Below are 16,644 nucleotides of genomic sequence, written 5' to 3' on the forward strand. Positions count from 1 at the left end.
CAGGAAGGAACAGCATGACAGATGTAACTGTAAAATCGCTGGCGGCAGAGATTCAGACACCGGTAGAACGCCTGGTACAGCAATTTGCTGATGCAGGGATCCGCAAGTCTGAAACCGACTCTGTGACCCAGCAGGAAAAAGAGACGCTCCTGACGCACCTGAATCGCGACAACAATGGCGGTTCTGGTAAACTGACCTTACAGCGCAAAACGCGCAGCACCTTGAATATTCCGGGCACCGGCGGTAAAAGTAAATCGGTGCAAATCGAAGTCCGCAAAAAACGCACCTATGTAAAAGGCGATCCTGCAGAAGCCGCTCAGGCAGAAGCAGAAGAGCAGGCACAGCGCGAAGCGGAAGAAATGGCTCGTCGCGAGGCTGAAGAAAAAGCCCAGCGCGAAGCTCAAGAAAAAGCGCAGCGTGAAGCCGAGGAGCAGGCTAAACGTGAGGCGGCAGAGAAAGCCAGGCGTGAAGCAGCGGAAAAAGACAAAGTGAGCAACCAACAAACCGACGATATGACCCGCAATCAACAGTCTGATAAAGCCCGTCGTGAAGCGGAAGCCGCTGAACTGAAGCGTAAAGCTGAAGAAGAAGCGCGTCGCAAGATCGAAGAAGAAGCGAAGCGCGTAGCGGAAGAGGCCCGTAAAATGGCGGAAGAAAAAGGTTCAGAATGGGCGGAAGCGGAGAAAGAAGTGGAAGACACTTCTGACTATCACGTGACCACCTCTACCCACGCCCGTGCGGCAGAAGACGAGAACGATGCGCAGGTTGAAGGCGATCGCCGCACTCGCGCTGCTCGTCCGGCTAAAGCCCCACAGCGTAAGAAAGGCAACAAGCATTCCGAAGCGAAAACCGACCGTGAAGAAGCGCGTGCGCAATTCCGTGGCGGTAAAGGCGGCAAGCGTAAGAGTACGCTGCAGCAGGGCTTCAACAAGCCGGCTCAGGCTGTTAACCGTGACGTGGTTATCGGTGAAACCATCACCGTAGCGGAACTGGCTAACAAGATGGCGGTGAAAGGCTCCCAGGTCATCAAAGCGATGATGAAAATGGGCGCTATGGCCACCATCAACCAGGTTATCGATCAGGAAACTGCCCAGATGGTCGCGGAAGAGATGGGTCACAAAGTGACGCTGCGCCGCGAGAACGAGCTGGAAGAAGCGGTAATGAGCGATCGTGATACCGATGCGGCCATGGAATCCCGTGCGCCGGTCGTGACCATCATGGGCCACGTTGACCACGGTAAAACCTCACTGCTGGACTACATTCGCTCCACTAAAGTCGCCTCTGGCGAAGCGGGCGGCATTACCCAGCACATCGGTGCTTACCACGTCGAAACCGACAACGGTATGGTGACCTTCCTGGATACCCCTGGCCACGCCGCGTTTACCGCAATGCGTGCTCGTGGTGCTCAGGCAACGGATATCGTTATCCTGGTTGTCGCCGCCGATGACGGCGTGATGCCACAGACCATCGAAGCTATCCAGCACGCCAAAGCGGCGAAAGTGCCGGTTGTGGTTGCGGTGAACAAGTGCGATAAGCCAGAAGCCGATCCGGATCGCGTTAAAAACGAACTGACTCAGTACGGTATCATTCCGGAAGAGTGGGGCGGCGAGAACATGTTCGTTAACGTTTCCGCGAAAGCCGGAACCGGTATCGACGACCTGCTGAACGCTATCCTGCTGCAGGCTGAAGTCCTGGAGCTGACCGCTGTTCGTCAGGGTATGGCCAGCGGCGTCGTGATCGAATCCTTCCTGGATAAAGGTCGCGGCCCTGTTGCTACCGTGCTGGTACGTGAAGGTACGCTGAACAAAGGCGATATCGTGCTGTGCGGCTTCGAGTATGGCCGTGTGCGTGCGATGCGTGACGAGCTGGGCCGCGAAGTGCTGACTGCGGGTCCTTCGATCCCGGTCGAAATCCTGGGCCTGTCAGGCGTGCCTGCTGCCGGTGATGAAGCGACCGTGGTGCGTGACGAGAAGAAAGCGCGTGAAGTGGCGCTCTATCGTCAGGGCAAATTCCGTGAAGTTAAGCTGGCGCGTCAGCAGAAATCCAAGCTGGAGAACATGTTTGCTAACATGACCGAAGGCGAAGTTTCCGAGCTGAACATCGTGCTGAAAGCGGACGTACAGGGTTCTGTCGAAGCTATCGCCGACTCGCTGATGAAGCTTTCCACTGACGAAGTGAAAGTGAAAATCGTTGGCTCCGGCGTAGGTGGTATCACCGAGACCGACGCCACGCTGGCTGCGGCTTCCAACGCCATCCTGGTAGGCTTTAACGTTCGTGCCGACGCGTCCGCGCGCCGCGTGATCGATTCAGAAAGCCTGGATCTGCGTTACTACTCCGTCATCTATAACCTGATTGACGAAGTGAAGCAGGCGATGAGCGGTATGCTGGCGCCGGAATACAAGCACCAGATCACCGGCCTGGCCGAAGTGCGTGACGTGTTCAAATCACCTAAGTTTGGCGCGGTTGCCGGCTGTATGGTGACGGAAGGCAACATTAAGCGTCACAACCCAATCCGCGTGCTGCGCGACAACGTGGTTATCTATGAAGGCGAGCTGGAATCCCTGCGCCGCTTCAAGGATGACGTTAACGAAGTCCGTAACGGCATGGAATGTGGTATCGGCGTGAAGAACTACAACGATGTGCGTGTTGGCGATATGATCGAAGTCTTCGAGATCATCGAAATCCAGCGTACCATCGCTTAATGGTTGCCTGACCAACCTGTTCGGGAGGCCTTTGCGCCTCCCGTATTTATTTGGAGAGAATAATTATGGCGAAAGAATTCGGTCGCCCGCAGCGCGTCTCCCAGGAACTGCAGAAAGAGATCGCGATTATTTTACAGCGTGAGATCAAAGATCCGCGTCTGGGCATGATGGTCACGGTTTCCGGCGTGGAAGTCTCCCGCGACCTGGCCTATGCAAAAGTGTTCGTTACCTTTTTAAACGATAAAGACGAAGACGCCATCAAAGGCGGCCTGCGCGCGCTGGGCGACGCTTCCGGCTATATCCGCTCCCTGCTGGGCAAAGCGATGCGCCTGCGTATCGTGCCTGAACTGACCTTCTTCTACGACAACTCGCTGGTTGAAGGGATGCGCATGTCTAACCTTGTCACTAACGTGGTTCGCAACGACGCCGAGCGCCGTGGCCCTGCGGAAGACGACAAGGAGGAGTAATGAGTCGTCCTCGTCGTCGCGGACGCGATATTCACGGTGTCCTGCTGCTGGACAAGCCCGGCGGCCTGTCGTCTAACGACGCGCTGCAAAAAGTTAAGCGGCTGTTTAACGCCAACCGCGCGGGCCATACGGGCGCGCTCGATCCGCTGGCGACCGGTATGCTGCCAATATGCCTGGGCGAAGCGACGAAGTTTTCCCGCTATCTGCTCGATTCCGACAAGCGCTATCGCGTGATCGCGCGGTTAGGCCAGCGTACCGATACTTCGGATGCGGACGGTCAGATCATCAGCGAACGGCCGGTGAACTTCACGCAGGCGCAGCTTGACGCCGCGCTGGATAGCTTTCGTGGCGAAACGCAGCAGGTGCCGTCAATGTATTCGGCGCTCAAGTATCAGGGGCGCAAGCTCTATGAATATGCGCGTGAAGGCATTGAAGTTCCGCGTGAAGCACGCAGCATTACCGTTTACGAACTAAAATTTATTCGCCTTGAAGGCGACGAGCTGGAGCTGGAAATCCACTGCTCAAAAGGCACTTACATCCGCACCATTACGGACGATTTAGGCGAAATGCTGGGCTGCGGTGCGCACGTGATTTTCCTGCGTCGTTTGCAGGTCGCGACCTATCCGATCGACGCAATGGTCACGCTGGAGCAGCTGCAGGCACTTAGCGAAGAGGCCGCGCGTAACGAGCGTCCGGCGGCAGAGCTGCTCGACCCGTTGCTGATGCCGATGGACAGCCCGGCGGCGGCTTATCCTGAGGTAAACCTGCCTGTCAGCGCGGCGGCTTACTTTAAACAGGGCATGCCGGTGCATGCGGCGAACGTGCCGGACTCGGGGCTGGTGCGCGTCACGGAAGGCGAGGCGCGTCAGTTTATCGGCATGGCGGAAGTGGCGGAAGATGGCCGCGTTGCGCCGCGTCGGCTGGTTGTAGAATATTCCGATGCATCATTTGCGAAAGCCTCAGGCTCAGAGTAGAATGGCGCGGCTTTACATTGGGTGGCTGAATTAGAGATCGGCGCCTGTACATTTATCTTAAAATTTGGAGTAGTAAAATGTCTCTAAGTGCAGAAAACAAAGCGCAGATCGTTGCTGATTACGGCCGTGATGCTAACGACAGTGGTTCTACCGAAGTTCAGGTTGCTCTGCTGACCGCTCAGATTAACCATCTGCAGGGTCACTTCTCTGAGCACAAAAAAGACCACCACAGCCGTCGCGGTCTGCTGCGCATGGTTTCACAGCGTCGTAAGCTGCTGGATTACCTGAAGCGTAAAGACGTTGCACGTTACACCAGCCTGATCGAGCGTCTGGGTCTGCGTCGCTAAGTCTTACAGTCTGCTCTCCTCGCTTTCGTCGTCCGACGAAGGAAAAGGGGGAAAAAGGCAGATTTGTGCGAGTTTCGCTAAAAAGGGGCCTTTATGGCCCCTTTTTTCAGTCGGGCGGCAGCAATCCAGGCCAAACTATTGTATTGTTGCTGAGTGTGATCTTCAGTTGCAGAGATTCGCGCGGCTAATGAGAGGCTTTGTCCCATAAGGGATTAGGGTTGTCATTAGTCGCGAGGATGCAATGAAGATTTAAGAGTCACGGCAGGAGAAAGCTCTTGCCAGGAACGTTAAGGACATTATTTTGCTGAATCCGATCGTAAAAAAATTCCAGTATGGTCAGCATACCGTCACGCTTGAAACCGGTATGATGGCTCGTCAGGCCACCGCTGCCGTTATGGTCAGCATGGACGACACCGCTGTATTTGTAACCGTAGTTGGCCAGAAAAAAGCCAAGCCGGGTCAGGACTTTTTCCCTCTGACCATCAACTATCAGGAGCGTACCTACGCTGCTGGTCGTATCCCGGGCAGCTTCTTCCGTCGTGAAGGCCGTCCAAGCGAAGGCGAAACGCTGATTGCGCGTCTGATTGACCGCCCGCTTCGTCCGCTGTTCCCGGAAGGTTTTGTTAACGAAGTCCAGGTGATTGCCACCGTGGTTTCCGTTAACCCACAGGTTAACCCTGATATCGTAGCGATGATCGGCGCTTCTGCCGCGCTGAGCCTGTCCGGTATTCCTTTCAACGGCCCAATCGGCTCTGCCCGCGTGGGTTACATCAACGACCAGTACGTGCTGAACCCAACCACCGACGAGCTGAAAGAAAGCAAGCTGGATCTGGTTGTTGCTGGTACCGAAGGTGCCGTGCTGATGGTGGAATCCGAAGCGGAACTGCTGAGCGAAGATCAGATGCTGGGCGCCGTGGTATTTGGCCACGAGCAGCAGCAGGTTGTTATCGAAAACATTAAGGCACTGGTTGCCGAAGCGGGCAAACCTCGCTGGGAATGGCAGCCGGAAGCGGTTAACGAAGCGCTGAACAGCCGCATCGCCGCGCTGGCCGAATCCCGTCTGAGCGACGCTTACCGCATCACCGAAAAACAGGAGCGTTACGCTCAGGTTGACGTGATCAAATCTGAAACCACAGCGGCGCTGCTGGCGGAAGACGCAAGCCTGGACGAAGGCGAAATCAGCGATATCCTGCACGGTCTGGAAAAGAACGTGGTGCGTAGCCGCATTCTGCGTGGTGAGCCGCGTATCGACGGTCGTGAAAAAGATATGATCCGTGGTCTGGACGTGCGCACCGGCGTGCTGCCGCGTACTCACGGCTCCGCGCTGTTTACCCGTGGCGAAACTCAGGCGCTGGTAACGGCGACGCTGGGCACCGCGCGTGACGCACAGAACCTGGACGAGTTGATGGGTGAACGCACCGACAACTTCCTGTTCCACTACAACTTCCCTCCGTACTCCGTGGGTGAAACCGGTATGGTTGGCTCGCCTAAGCGTCGTGAAATTGGTCACGGTCGTCTGGCGAAGCGCGGCGTGCTGGCCGTAATGCCGAAAGGCGACGCGTTCCCGTACACCGTACGTGTAGTGTCAGAAATCACCGAATCCAACGGTTCATCGTCTATGGCTTCCGTATGCGGCGCTTCACTGGCGCTGATGGACGCGGGCGTGCCGATCAAAGCGGCCGTAGCCGGTATCGCGATGGGTCTGGTTAAAGACAACGATAACTTTGTTGTGCTGTCAGATATCCTGGGCGATGAAGATCACCTGGGCGACATGGACTTCAAAGTAGCCGGTAGCCGTGAAGGCATTACCGCGCTGCAGATGGACATCAAAATCGAAGGCATCACCCGCGAAATCATGCAGGTGGCGCTGAACCAGGCTAAAGGCGCGCGTCTGCATATCCTGGGCGTAATGGAACAGGCTATCAGCACGCCACGCGGCGATATCTCGCAGTTTGCTCCGCGCATCCATACCATCAAGATCAGCCCGGACAAGATCAAAGACGTGATCGGTAAAGGCGGTTCTGTTATTCGTGCGCTGACCGAAGAGACCGGCACCACCATCGAAATCGAAGATGACGGTACCGTGAAAATCGCTGCGACCGACGGTGACAAAGCGAAGTTCGCTATCCGCCGTATCGAAGAGATCACGGCAGAAATCGAAGTGGGCCGCATTTACAACGGTAAAGTGACCCGCATCGTCGACTTCGGCGCCTTCGTCGCTATCGGCGGCGGTAAAGAAGGTCTGGTGCACATTTCTCAAATCGCCGACAAGCGCGTTGAGAAAGTCACTGACTATCTGCAGATGGGTCAGGAAGTCCCGGTGAAAGTTCTGGAAGTTGATCGTCAGGGCCGCGTGCGCCTGAGCATCAAGGAAGCGGCCGAGCCGGAAGCGGCTGCGGCGCCTGCGCCAGAAGCTTCAGCAGAATAAGCAGCACACTAAGCTCTTCGCGGCGACGCGAAGAGCTGTTCCATCGCGAGGACAGGACGACACCTTGTGCACGGCAGGCGGATGAAAGGATGATCATCCCATTGTTTGTATTTGGGAGTGGTGAATGAAGCCTTTTTTGCGCTGGTGTTTCGTTGCGACAGCTTTAACGCTGGCAGGATGCAGCAACCCGGATTGGCGTAACAACGAGGTTTTGGCTGTTCCGCTACAGCCTACGTTGCAGCAGGAAGTGATCCTGGCGCGCATGGAACAAATACTTGCCAGTCGGGCATTAACCGATGATGAACGCGCACAGCTGTTATATGAGCGCGGAGTGTTGTATGATAGTTTAGGTTTGAGAGCACTGGCGCGAAATGATTTTTCACAAGCGCTGTCTGTCAGGCCGGATATGCCGGAAGTATTCAATTACTTAGGCATATATCTGACGCAGGCAGGCAATTTTGATGCTGCCTACGAAGCGTTTGATTCTGTACTTGAGCTTGATCCAACTTACAATTACGCGCGTTTAAATCGCGGAATCGCACTCTACTACGGTGGAAGATTTAAACTAGCGCAAGATGATCTGCTGGCGTTTTATCAAGACGATCCTAACGATCCTTTCCGCAGCCTGTGGCTCTATCTCGATGAACGTGAGATGAGCGCCGACAAGGCAGAAGTGGCGCTGAAGCAGCGTTACGATAAGGCGGACAGAGACCAATGGGGATGGAATATTGTCGAGTTCTACCTGGGCCGTATCAGCGAAAAAACGCTGATGGAGAGGCTCAAGGCGGACGCAACGGATAACACCTCGCTCGCTGAACATCTCAGTGAAACCAACTTCTATTTAGGTAAGCACTACCTAAGTCTGGGGGAGAAGGACAACGCAGAAGCGTTGTTCAAGCTGACGGTTGCCAACAACGTCCATAACTTTGTTGAGCACCGATATGCATTGTTGGAGCTGGCGCTACTCGGCCAGACACAAGACGATTTATCAGAATCTGACCAGCAATAGCTGACGAACTTTTTTTGCCTGATTTTTGAAATGTCATCATCTTCACGGGTGAGGGCTTTCTTGTTCGTCGAAACCACTAATTTGAGCCGGTTCACACTTTTTGATGAAAATGACTGAATGTTTTCACGACGAGTTATGTAGACTGGCCGCCGCAATCTAAGAGGCACGTGTACTACATGACTGAAATTGAAACCACTTTTGCTGACCTGGGTCTGAACGAATCCATCCTCGAATCACTTAACGGCATGGGCTATGTTAAGCCATCTCCGATCCAGGCAGAGTGTATCCCACATCTGCTGGCGGGCCGTGACGTATTGGGTATGGCACAGACCGGTAGCGGCAAAACCGCAGCGTTCTCGCTGCCACTGCTACACAACATTGACAGCAACCTGAAAGCGCCACAAATCCTGGTGCTGGCGCCAACTCGTGAGTTGGCGGTTCAGGTTGCGGAAGCCGTAACTGAATTCTCTAAACACATGCGCGGTCTTAACGTAGTGGCCCTTTACGGCGGCCAGCGTTACGACGTACAGCTGCGTGCGCTGCGCCAGGGTCCACAGGTTGTTGTGGGTACGCCTGGTCGTCTGCTGGACCACCTGAAACGCGGCACGTTAGACCTTTCTAACCTGCGCGGCCTGGTGCTGGACGAAGCCGATGAAATGCTGCGTATGGGCTTCATCGAAGACGTTGAAACGATTATGGCGCAGATCCCGGCCGATCATCAGACCGCGCTGTTCTCTGCCACCATGCCAGAAGCGATTCGTCGTATCACCAAACGCTTCATGAAAGATCCACAGGAAGTGCGTATTCAGTCAAGCCTGACCACGCGTCCTGATATCAGCCAGAGCTACTGGACCGCTTACGGTCGTAAGACCGACGCGCTGGTACGCTTCCTGGAGTCGGAAGATTTTGATGCGGCGATTATCTTCGTGCGCACCAAAAACGCCACGCTGGAAGTGGCCGAAGCGCTGGAGCGCAGCGGTTATAACAGTGCGGCCCTGAACGGCGATATGAATCAGGCGCTGCGTGAGCAGACCCTGGAGCGTCTGAAAGACGGCCGTCTGGATATTCTGATCGCTACCGACGTAGCGGCACGTGGTCTGGATGTTGAGCGTATCAGCCTGGTTGTGAACTACGACATCCCAATGGATGCCGAATCTTACGTTCACCGTATCGGCCGTACCGGTCGTGCAGGTCGTGCCGGCCGTGCGCTGCTGTTCGTTGAGAACCGTGAGCGTCGTCTGCTGCGTAACATCGAACGCACCATGAAGCTGACTATTCCTGAAGTAGAGCTGCCAAACGCAGAGCTGCTGGGTCAGCGTCGTCTGGCCAAGTTTGCCGCTAAAGTTCAGCAGCAGCTGGAAAGCAGCGATCTGGAACAGTACCGTGCGCTGCTGAGCAAAATGCAGCCTGCGGAAGAAGAGCTGGATATCGAAACGCTGGCTGCCGCGCTGCTGAAAATGGCGCAGGGCGAACGTCCGCTGATCGTACCGGCAGATCCGGCTCCACGTCCGCGTCGTGAGTTCAAAGAGCGTGACGATCGTCGCGGCGACCGTCCGGACCGTGGTCCTCGCGAAGCCCGTGATGGCGATCGTCCACGTCGTGAGCGTCGTGACGTTGGCGATATGGAAGTTTACCGTATCGAAGTGGGTCGTGATGACGGCGTTGAAGTTCGTCATATCGTTGGCGCTATCGCTAACGAAGGCGATATCAGCAGCCGCTACATCGGCAACATCAAGCTGTTTGGTACGCACTCAACTATCGAACTGCCAAAAGGCATGCCGGGCGACATTCTGTCTCATTTCACCCGCACGCGTATTCTGAACAAGCCGATGAATATGCAGCTGATTGGTGATGCGCAGCCTCGCAGCAACGATCGTGGCGGTGAGCGTCGCGGTAGCGGTGCGCCAGGTCGCGGCGGTTTCGGCGGCGCGCGTAGCGAAGGCGGACGTAGCGAAGGCGGTCGTCGTTTCAGCAACGAGCGCAGCGGTAGCGGCGAGCGTCGTCCGGGCGGCTTCAGCCGTGACGGTCGTGCGCCACGTCGTGAAGACGGCGCAGCGCCGACTCGTCGTCGTGATGCCTAATCACTGCTAGCCAGTCTGATGCCGGTCACTGAAAAGTGACCGGCATTTTTTTTGCCTTTAAGAAAGCGAATAGTTGCAGCGGGGCGAGTACGTCAGGCGGGAATCGTTTTAACAGCGGGCGAGGGAATGGCTTCCCCCGCCATTTTTGTTACAGCGAGCGGTAGGCTTCCATGGCCAGCGCAAACGAGCGCAGCCGCGCCTCTTTATCAAAAATCTGGCCGTTTACCATGATTTCATCCGCCTGGGTTTCCCGCATCAGTGCAGACAGGCCGTGACGCACTTTATCCAGATCGCCGACAATCGACATGCTTAACGCCTGCTGCACGCCATACTGCTCGGAAGGCGACCACAGGTTATCCATATTTTCCACCGGCGCAGGCAGCGGGCCCGGCTGACCGCGCCGCAGATTGACGAACTGCTGCTGCATGGAGGTAAACAGGAAACGGGCATCGCGCTCGCTGTCGGCGGCGACCACGTTAACGCAAACCATCGCGTGCGGCTGCGCCAGGCGAGCCGAAGGCTTAAAGTTTTCGCGATAAAGGTGAAGCGCCTGGAACAGCATCTCGGGCGCAAAATGCGAGGCGAAAGCGAACGGCAGGCCCAGCTTCGCCGCGAGTTGGGCGCTGTAAAGGCTGGAGCCAAGCAGCCAGACGGGGATTTTCAGGCCCAGGCCCGGCACCGGCTGAACGGCAGGCGCCTCGCCCTGTTCAGCGTCGAACCAGCCGACTATCTCCACCACGTCGGCCGGGAAGTTATCCACGTGACCGCCCATATGCCGACGCAGCGCCATCATGGTGCGCTGATCGGAGCCGGGCGCGCGTCCCAGGCCTAAATCAATGCGTCCCGGATAGAGAGATTCCAGCGTACCGAACTGCTCGGCAATCACCAGCGGCGCGTGGTTTGGCAGCATCACGCCGCCAGAGCCGAGCCGTAGCGTGCTGGTATTAGCGGCAAGATAGCCGATCAGCACCGACGTCGCCGCGCTGGCGATGCCGGTCATATTGTGGTGTTCAGCCAGCCAGTAGCGGTTGAAACCCAGTTGTTCCGCCTGCTGCGCCATCGCCAGCGAGGTATGAAAAGCGTCACGCGCGGTCGCGCCCTGAGGGATCGGGGCCAGATCGAGCACGGACAGAGAGGCAGTTTTTTTATCAGACATAATCGCTCACTTTATTTCCAGGCTACGCGCCTGCGCAAATACACAGCCTAAGCGATCTTCAGGGAAGCGGATTGGCAATTTGCAGCACTTTACGCGAGCCCGGGACGTGAAGAAAGATAAGTGTGCCTCTACCGCGCTAAACGAAATGGCGGCTGGCCGACGGCGCGTTACTCCACCAGCGTCAGACCGGCCATTTGCCGCCAGTAGCCGTTGCAGTGCTGCTGGTCAATCAGCGTTAACGGCGCATGGCCCGTTTCATTAGCGTGAAAGGCATTTATCACTTCCAGCGTGTCGGTTCCCTGCGGTGAGAAACGGACAATGTCCACCAATCCCTGCATGGAAACCAGATCGTTCCCCAAATTATAGCAGTAGCCGCTCATGGTCTGGATACCGTTCAGCACAAACACCTGCTGATCTTCCTGAGAGCGCACCGCTCTGCCGTGAGGGTAGTTAATACAACAGGTCTGGCAATCGTCTTTGCTGCGATCTTCGGCGCGGGCGGTAAAGCAGCGGGCGGAGAGCGCCAACGGCAGATAGCCGTACCCCAGCACCTCTACGTCGAATCGGCCGCGGATCCCCAGCTCTTCGCACTGGGCTAACAGCGCGCAGAGCCAGTCGCGCGAAAGCTCGACCGGCATACACCAGCGCACCATACCCAGCTTATGCAGCAGGCGCAGCGTCATGGCGTTATAACAGTTCAGCGCATGACCGGCGACAAAAGGCAGGCCCGCTTCCGCGGCCATATGCACCGTGCCCATATCGTTGGCTTCAATCAGAAATTCGCCGTTATCGACATAGCGCTTCAGCTCGGTCAGCTCGGAAGGCGACTCAACCAGCGCCAGCGTGCTTAACGCAACCTGCTTGCCCGCGCCGACCAGTTCTTTTGCCAGCGCCATCCAGTCGGCAAATTTAACGGCGCGGCGTTTGCTGCACACCGCCTCGCCCAGATAGATAATGTCCGCCTGGCTGGCGGCAGCGGCCTGGTAGAAAGCGTACAGATCTTCTTTCGGCCAGTACCAAAGCACCGGCCCTAACGCATACTTCATGATTTTTCCTACTGCCATTGACGATGATAAGCACCCAGCGTGGTTTGCGTCCCTTCGCTCAGGGCGCTGAGCGCGGACATCCAGTGCTGCTGCACGGCAAAATTCTGCGGATCGGCCTTGCAGCGATCGATAGCCTGTCGCCAGATTTGCGTCACCTGCTGCACATAGGCCGGGCTGCGCTGACGGCCTTCGATTTTCACCGAGGCGATATTCATGCCCAGCAGCGTGGGAAGCAGCTCAAGCGTGTTCAGGCTGGTCGGCTCCTCCAGCGTGTGGTAAGCCGTCTGCTCCACCTTATAACGGCCTTTACACAGGGTAGGGTAGCCGGCGTTTTCCTGAGCGCCGTAGCGGTCAATCAGCACGTTATTCAGGCGGGATTCCAGCCCGTCTGGCGTTTGCTGCCAGCGAACAAAACGGGCGGGCGAGCAGGCGCCTACGGTATTAGGCGACTCGCCGGTCAGCCAGGAAGAGAGGTAGCAGCGACCTTCGGCCATAATGCACAGGCTGCCGAAAGCGAACACTTCCAGCGGCACGGGCGACGTGCGGGCAAGCTGGCGAACCTGATGCACGGAAAGCACGCGCGGCAGCACCACGCGCGCAACGTCAAAATGGCGCTGATAGAATTTTATCGCTTCGCTGTTGGTGGCCGAAGCCTGCACGGAAACGTGTCGCTCGATGTGAGGATAGCGGCTTGCTGCGTATTCCAGCATGGCGATATCGGCCAGGATCAGTGCGTCCACGCCCGCGTCGGCCGCGCTGTCTATGGCGTTTTCCCAGCGGGCATAGCCGGATGGATGGGCGAAAGTATTAATCGCAACATGCAGTTTGCGTCTATGCTGATGAACGTAGCGAGCGGCCTCTTCCAGCCGTTTTGCCGTGAAGTTAAGGCCGGCGAAATGACGGGCGTTGGTATCATCTTTCAGCCCAACGTAGACAGCATCTGCGCCGCTGGCGATGGCCGCCTTCAGGGCCGGTAGATTGCCGGCAGGACAAAGCAGTTCCATATAAGATCCCGTAAGCAAGAGAACAAAGAAGTTTACGCTTCTCCACCGTGCCATTTTTTGATGCAGGGCAGTGAAAAGCGTAACGATCGCCATAATTTTTATGACGAAGCCCGCAAGGTTTGCGCACTTTGTTGATCCATCTGCCTTACAGGATCCTGCAATATGGCAAAATAGCTGAAATTTTATCTGAAGGAGTGATAATGGTGCTTAACCCGTTACGCGTGCAGCTGGTTCGCAAAGGCCCGCAGTGGCTGCGTCTGCCGCTACAATTTGCCCCCTTTGCCGCTAAAAAACATTTTTTGCAGCAGCTGCTGAGCTGGCAATTTCACTATGCACTGGCGGAAGGTGAGTTAAACTTTTTGCAGGGGCACTGGTTAGGTGTTGAAATCCGCGATCTGGGGCTGAGTTGGGCAACCACCGTTGAGCAGGGCGCGTTACGGGTGGCCGATCGGGCCGAGGCGGATGTGTGGTTTCGCGGCGACGTCAACGACCTGCTGCTGGTGGCGGCGCGTCGGCGCGATCCGGATACGCTATTTTTTCAGCGTCGGCTGGTGATTGAAGGCGATACCGAGCTGGGGCTGGAAGTCAAAAATCTGATGGATGCTATCGAGCTTGAGACTATGCCGAAGCCGCTGCGAATCGGATTGATGCAGCTGGCTGATTTTATTGAGGCAGGACTGACTGAGGACGCGGCTGCGACAGCAGATCGCGCAGGTGTAACATGTTAATTCGTACGGAAATCGGCGTCGATGCGGCCAGCATAGACAGTTTGTTGCGCCGCAGCTTTCCTACCTCCGCAGAGGCGGAGCTGGTACAGCAGCTGCGTGAAGATGGCTTACTGACGCTGGGCATTGTGGCGACCGATGATGAAGGACAGGTGCTGGGCTATGCTGCCTTCAGCCCGGTCACCCTGAATGGCGAAGACAAGCAGTGGGTAGGCCTGGCGCCGCTGGTGGTGGATGAAAGCGTACGCGACCAGCCGTTAGACAAGCAGCTGATTTACGAAGGGCTGGATACGCTTAACGAGTTCGGCTACGCCGCCGTAGTGGTGGTGGGCGATCCCGACTATTACGGGCGCTACGGTTTTGAACCGGCCGCCCGCCATCAGCTACGCTGCCGCTGGCAGGGCGGTGAAGCCGCTTTCCAGGTCTACAAGCTGGCGGATGATGCTTTTAGCGGCGTGGAAGGCCAGATCGATTTCGCGGCGCCGTTTAACCGCCAGTAAGATCGGTCAGCCAGGCTTCAAGTGAAACAGGCTGGTGCGTCACCAGCCTGATTTTTTCCTGCCGTTTCAGCTGCTTTATCCGGTATTCCAGCCTGGAGGCGCTGGCGCGGTCGCCCGCTTCGCAGTGAAACAGCAGCGTCAGCGGCCCTTTGCCGCGCAGCGCCTTCGCGCCCGTGCCCGCCTGATGCTGCTTAAAGCGTCGCGGCACATCATTAGTAATGCCGGTATAGAGCGCGCCGCCTGCTGTCTGCACGATATAAAGGTGCCATGGCGCTGTTGCCTGTGTTGCCATCCGTTATTGCCCGTCGCCAGTCGTGGCCGAAAGTTTATCAGCTCGCGCACGGCGCGAAAGGTTTTTTGCGTAGTTTTCAGGGAGTCATCATGTCCGAACCAGAGCCGTTACAGGCCATCACCCGCTATTTACAAAAGCAGCATGTGCTGTCGGTGTGCGGCGGTAGCCCCGTCTGGTGCGCCAACTGTTTTTATGTCTTTGATGCAGAGAACGTTGCGTTCTGGCTGATGACGGAGGAGAAAACGCGTCACGGCAGCCAGTTTGTCCGCGATCCGCAGGTTGCAGGCACGATTAACGGCCAGCCGAAGTCGGTGATGTTAATCAAAGGCGTGCAGTATACGGGGCAGGTCAGCCTGTTGACGGGGGCGGCAGAAGAGAAAGCACGTAGGGCCTATATCAAACGATTTCCGGTCGCGGCGGCAGCTTCAGCGCCCCTTTGGGAAATTGCCGTCAGCGAGCTGAAAATGGTGGATAACGCGTTGGGATTTGGCAAAAAGCTGAGCTGGCGGCGGGAATAAAAGAACGGCCAGGCGAACCTGGCCGCTACTCTCAAACGGTTTCGAGAATGCGCAGCGATTCACGGTTGAACGCAGGCAGGTCGTCCGGCGTACGGCTGGTGACCAGCTTGTCGTTGTCCACCACCACTTCTTTGTCGTAGAAGTCGGCACCGGCATTTTTCAGATCGATAGCGATAGCCTTCACCGAGGTCATTTTGCGGCCTCGCGTGGCGTTGGCGCTAATCAGCAGCTGTGGGCCGTGGCAGATAGCGAAGATCGGCTTACCGGCATCCACAAAGGCTTTGGTGAAGTTTACAAAGCGATCGTCGCCGCGCAGGCTATCCGGCGAATGACCGCCCGGCAGCAGCAGCGCGTCGAAGTCGTCCACGTTTACATGGTCGATATCTTTATCGATCTTCACCTGGGCTTTACCCTGCTTGCCGGTGACGGTGACGCCCGCTTTTTTATCAATAGTCACAACCTGGTGGCCAGCTTTGGTATAGGCTTCGGCTGGCGAAGTAAATTCGGAGTCTTCGAATTCATCAGTGATCAGGACAGCAATCTTCTTGCTCATCTTTTCCTCCGGTTATTATTGTGAAGTCAGTTAAGCCTGGTTGAAAACACTGAAAAATCAAGCCGCGTCGAAGTAATGCGCTGCATGTTACTGATTACAGGGGGGAGTTAGCTGCCGCTAACCGCTTTGGGAGGCGAAGGCTACACTCAGTAAAAAGGAGAAACGGATGAGAGTACTGATTACCGGTGCGACCGGCCTGGTGGGACAACATCTTCTGCGCCTGCTGATTGACGATCCGCGCGTCAGCGAGATCGTGGCGCCAACAAGACGTAAGCTGCCGGAGATGAACAAGGTAACTAACCTGGTGGAGGCCGATCTCACCGACGTGCTGGGCCCGCTGCAAACGCCGCTGGATATTGTCTTTTGCTGTTTGGGCACCACGCGGCGCGAGGCGGGCAGCAAGGCGGCCTTTATCCACGTCGACTATGCGCTGGTGGTGGATACGGCCATTGCCGGTCAGCGGCTCGGCGCCAAACATCTGCTGGTGGTCAGCGCGCATGGCGCAAATATGCATTCGCCTTTCTTCTACAATCGGGTGAAGGGCGAGATGGAGAACGCGCTGCAAAAGCAGGGCTGGCCGCGCCTGACCTTAATCCGGCCGTCGCTGCTGCTGGGCGAAAGAGAAAACAGCCGCGCGGGCGAGTCGCTGATGGCGCCGCTGTTTCGTCTGCTGCCGGGCAACTGGCGCGCCGTTGCCGCCAGAGACGTCGCCGCCGTGATGCTGCGCGAAGCTTTTGCGCCAGCACGGCAGGAGGTCACCGTCATCGAGTCGTCAGCGATCCCGCACGCGCGGTAAGCGCGACCGAAACGGCATAGTAATGTGACCGCTGCGTCAGCGATCT

17 protein-coding genes are annotated in these 16,644 nt (G+C 56.8%); 12 read left to right on the forward strand and 5 right to left on the reverse strand.

The window, feature by feature from the left end; all coding sequences use genetic code 11:
* Positions 1-14 precede the first annotated feature (14 nt).
* The 8 genes from infB (at position 15) to AB3U87_RS14850 (ending at position 10,008) form a co-directional block, all read left to right on the forward strand.
* On the forward strand, positions 15-2,702 hold the full coding sequence (gene infB, locus AB3U87_RS14815; protein WP_253457923.1) for a translation initiation factor IF-2: 2,688 nt from the start codon (positions 15-17) through the stop codon (positions 2,700-2,702).
* 65 nt (positions 2,703-2,767) lie between these two features.
* Positions 2,768-3,169, forward strand: a complete 402-nt coding sequence (gene rbfA, locus AB3U87_RS14820) for a 30S ribosome-binding factor RbfA (RefSeq protein ID WP_125287116.1) — start codon at positions 2,768-2,770, stop codon at positions 3,167-3,169.
* Positions 3,169-4,143 carry a tRNA pseudouridine(55) synthase TruB gene (truB, locus tag AB3U87_RS14825; protein ID WP_394149542.1) on the forward strand — a complete coding sequence of 325 codons (975 nt, stop codon included), beginning with the start codon at positions 3,169-3,171 and terminating at the stop codon, positions 4,141-4,143. Before rbfA ends, truB begins: the two co-directional genes overlap by 1 nt.
* A 77-nt stretch (positions 4,144-4,220) precedes the next feature.
* Positions 4,221-4,490: a 30S ribosomal protein S15 gene (gene rpsO, locus AB3U87_RS14830; RefSeq protein ID WP_125287118.1), complete on the forward strand. Its 270-nt coding sequence runs from the start codon at positions 4,221-4,223 to the stop codon at positions 4,488-4,490.
* A 301-nt stretch (positions 4,491-4,791) separates the two neighbouring features.
* Positions 4,792-6,918, forward strand: coding sequence for a polyribonucleotide nucleotidyltransferase (pnp, locus tag AB3U87_RS14835; RefSeq protein WP_253457929.1), 2,127 nt, complete (start codon positions 4,792-4,794; stop codon positions 6,916-6,918).
* A 124-nt stretch (positions 6,919-7,042) separates the two neighbouring features.
* Positions 7,043-7,927 (forward strand): lipoprotein NlpI, encoded by an 885-nt coding sequence (gene nlpI, locus AB3U87_RS14840; RefSeq protein WP_253457932.1) that lies wholly within the window; start codon positions 7,043-7,045, stop codon positions 7,925-7,927.
* Between the two features lie 103 nt (positions 7,928-8,030).
* Entirely contained in the window at positions 8,031-8,087 is a 57-nt protein-coding gene (gene yrbN, locus AB3U87_RS14845) for a protein YrbN (RefSeq protein ID WP_106382000.1), read from the forward strand.
* Between the two features lie 16 nt (positions 8,088-8,103).
* A complete protein-coding gene (locus AB3U87_RS14850) occupies positions 8,104-10,008 on the forward strand; it encodes a DEAD/DEAH family ATP-dependent RNA helicase (protein WP_253457935.1) in 1,905 nt (634 codons plus the stop codon).
* A 148-nt stretch (positions 10,009-10,156) separates the two neighbouring features.
* Here the strand turns inward: AB3U87_RS14850 and AB3U87_RS14855 are convergent, their stop codons facing one another.
* From AB3U87_RS14855 to ubiU, 3 genes are all read right to left on the reverse strand, one after another.
* The gene (locus AB3U87_RS14855) at positions 10,157-11,164 is read right to left on the reverse strand and encodes a luciferase-like monooxygenase (RefSeq protein ID WP_394149546.1); all 1,008 of its coding nucleotides are present in this window, start codon (positions 11,162-11,164) and stop codon (positions 10,157-10,159) included.
* A 167-nt stretch (positions 11,165-11,331) separates the two neighbouring features.
* On the reverse strand, positions 11,332-12,210 hold the full coding sequence (locus AB3U87_RS14860; protein WP_253457941.1) for a U32 family peptidase: 879 nt from the start codon (positions 12,208-12,210) through the stop codon (positions 11,332-11,334).
* 8 nt (positions 12,211-12,218) lie between these two features.
* A complete protein-coding gene (gene ubiU, locus AB3U87_RS14865) occupies positions 12,219-13,214 on the reverse strand; it encodes a ubiquinone anaerobic biosynthesis protein UbiU (protein ID WP_394149548.1) in 996 nt (331 codons plus the stop codon).
* A 200-nt stretch (positions 13,215-13,414) separates the two neighbouring features.
* On the opposite strand from ubiU, the gene ubiT reads away from it, so the two are divergent.
* On the forward strand, positions 13,415-13,942 hold the full coding sequence (gene ubiT, locus AB3U87_RS14870) for a ubiquinone anaerobic biosynthesis accessory factor UbiT (protein ID WP_394149550.1): 528 nt from the start codon (positions 13,415-13,417) through the stop codon (positions 13,940-13,942).
* Positions 13,936-14,439, forward strand: a complete 504-nt coding sequence (locus tag AB3U87_RS14875) for a GNAT family N-acetyltransferase (protein WP_253457949.1) — start codon at positions 13,936-13,938, stop codon at positions 14,437-14,439. Before ubiT ends, AB3U87_RS14875 begins: the two co-directional genes overlap by 7 nt.
* On the opposite strand, the gene AB3U87_RS14880 is transcribed toward AB3U87_RS14875, so the two are convergent.
* Entirely contained in the window at positions 14,426-14,731 is a 306-nt protein-coding gene (locus AB3U87_RS14880) for a GIY-YIG nuclease family protein (protein ID WP_253457952.1), read from the reverse strand. The two genes, AB3U87_RS14875 and AB3U87_RS14880, sit on opposite strands and share 14 nt — an antisense overlap.
* A gap of 89 nt (positions 14,732-14,820) precedes the next feature.
* Between AB3U87_RS14880 and AB3U87_RS14885 the strand changes: the two genes are divergently transcribed.
* Positions 14,821-15,249 carry a YhbP family protein gene (locus AB3U87_RS14885; protein WP_253457955.1) on the forward strand — a complete coding sequence of 143 codons (429 nt, stop codon included), beginning with the start codon at positions 14,821-14,823 and terminating at the stop codon, positions 15,247-15,249.
* 31 nt (positions 15,250-15,280) lie between these two features.
* Here AB3U87_RS14885 and AB3U87_RS14890 read toward each other — a convergent pair whose 3' ends face one another.
* On the reverse strand, positions 15,281-15,802 hold the full coding sequence (locus AB3U87_RS14890) for a type 1 glutamine amidotransferase domain-containing protein (protein ID WP_125287129.1): 522 nt from the start codon (positions 15,800-15,802) through the stop codon (positions 15,281-15,283).
* Between the two features lie 166 nt (positions 15,803-15,968).
* Here AB3U87_RS14890 and AB3U87_RS14895 point away from each other — a divergent pair, with 166 nt between their 5' ends.
* Positions 15,969-16,598 carry an NAD(P)H-binding protein gene (locus AB3U87_RS14895; protein WP_301729959.1) on the forward strand — a complete coding sequence of 210 codons (630 nt, stop codon included), beginning with the start codon at positions 15,969-15,971 and terminating at the stop codon, positions 16,596-16,598.
* Positions 16,599-16,644 lie beyond the last annotated feature (46 nt).

This window comes from Erwinia plantamica, from assembly GCF_043420595.1.
GTDB classification, from domain to species: domain Bacteria; phylum Pseudomonadota; class Gammaproteobacteria; order Enterobacterales; family Enterobacteriaceae; genus Erwinia; species Erwinia aeris.

Coding starts and splice junctions, on each gene's coding strand:
- infB (WP_253457923.1), top strand. CDS start 15: ATGACAGATGTAACTGTAAAATCGCTGGCGGCAGAGATTCAGACACCG.
- rbfA (WP_125287116.1), top strand. CDS start 2,768: ATGGCGAAAGAATTCGGTCGCCCGCAGCGCGTCTCCCAGGAACTGCAG.
- truB (WP_394149542.1), top strand. CDS start 3,169: ATGAGTCGTCCTCGTCGTCGCGGACGCGATATTCACGGTGTCCTGCTG.
- rpsO (WP_125287118.1), top strand. CDS start 4,221: ATGTCTCTAAGTGCAGAAAACAAAGCGCAGATCGTTGCTGATTACGGC.
- nlpI (WP_253457932.1), top strand. CDS start 7,043: ATGAAGCCTTTTTTGCGCTGGTGTTTCGTTGCGACAGCTTTAACGCTG.
- AB3U87_RS14850 (WP_253457935.1), top strand. CDS start 8,104: ATGACTGAAATTGAAACCACTTTTGCTGACCTGGGTCTGAACGAATCC.
- AB3U87_RS14855 (WP_394149546.1), bottom strand. CDS start 11,164: ATGTCTGATAAAAAAACTGCCTCTCTGTCCGTGCTCGATCTGGCCCCG.
- AB3U87_RS14860 (WP_253457941.1), bottom strand. CDS start 12,210: ATGAAGTATGCGTTAGGGCCGGTGCTTTGGTACTGGCCGAAAGAAGAT.
- ubiU (WP_394149548.1), bottom strand. CDS start 13,214: ATGGAACTGCTTTGTCCTGCCGGCAATCTACCGGCCCTGAAGGCGGCC.
- ubiT (WP_394149550.1), top strand. CDS start 13,415: ATGGTGCTTAACCCGTTACGCGTGCAGCTGGTTCGCAAAGGCCCGCAG.
- AB3U87_RS14875 (WP_253457949.1), top strand. CDS start 13,936: ATGTTAATTCGTACGGAAATCGGCGTCGATGCGGCCAGCATAGACAGT.
- AB3U87_RS14880 (WP_253457952.1), bottom strand. CDS start 14,731: ATGGCAACACAGGCAACAGCGCCATGGCACCTTTATATCGTGCAGACA.
- AB3U87_RS14885 (WP_253457955.1), top strand. CDS start 14,821: ATGTCCGAACCAGAGCCGTTACAGGCCATCACCCGCTATTTACAAAAG.
- AB3U87_RS14890 (WP_125287129.1), bottom strand. CDS start 15,802: ATGAGCAAGAAGATTGCTGTCCTGATCACTGATGAATTCGAAGACTCC.
- AB3U87_RS14895 (WP_301729959.1), top strand. CDS start 15,969: ATGAGAGTACTGATTACCGGTGCGACCGGCCTGGTGGGACAACATCTT.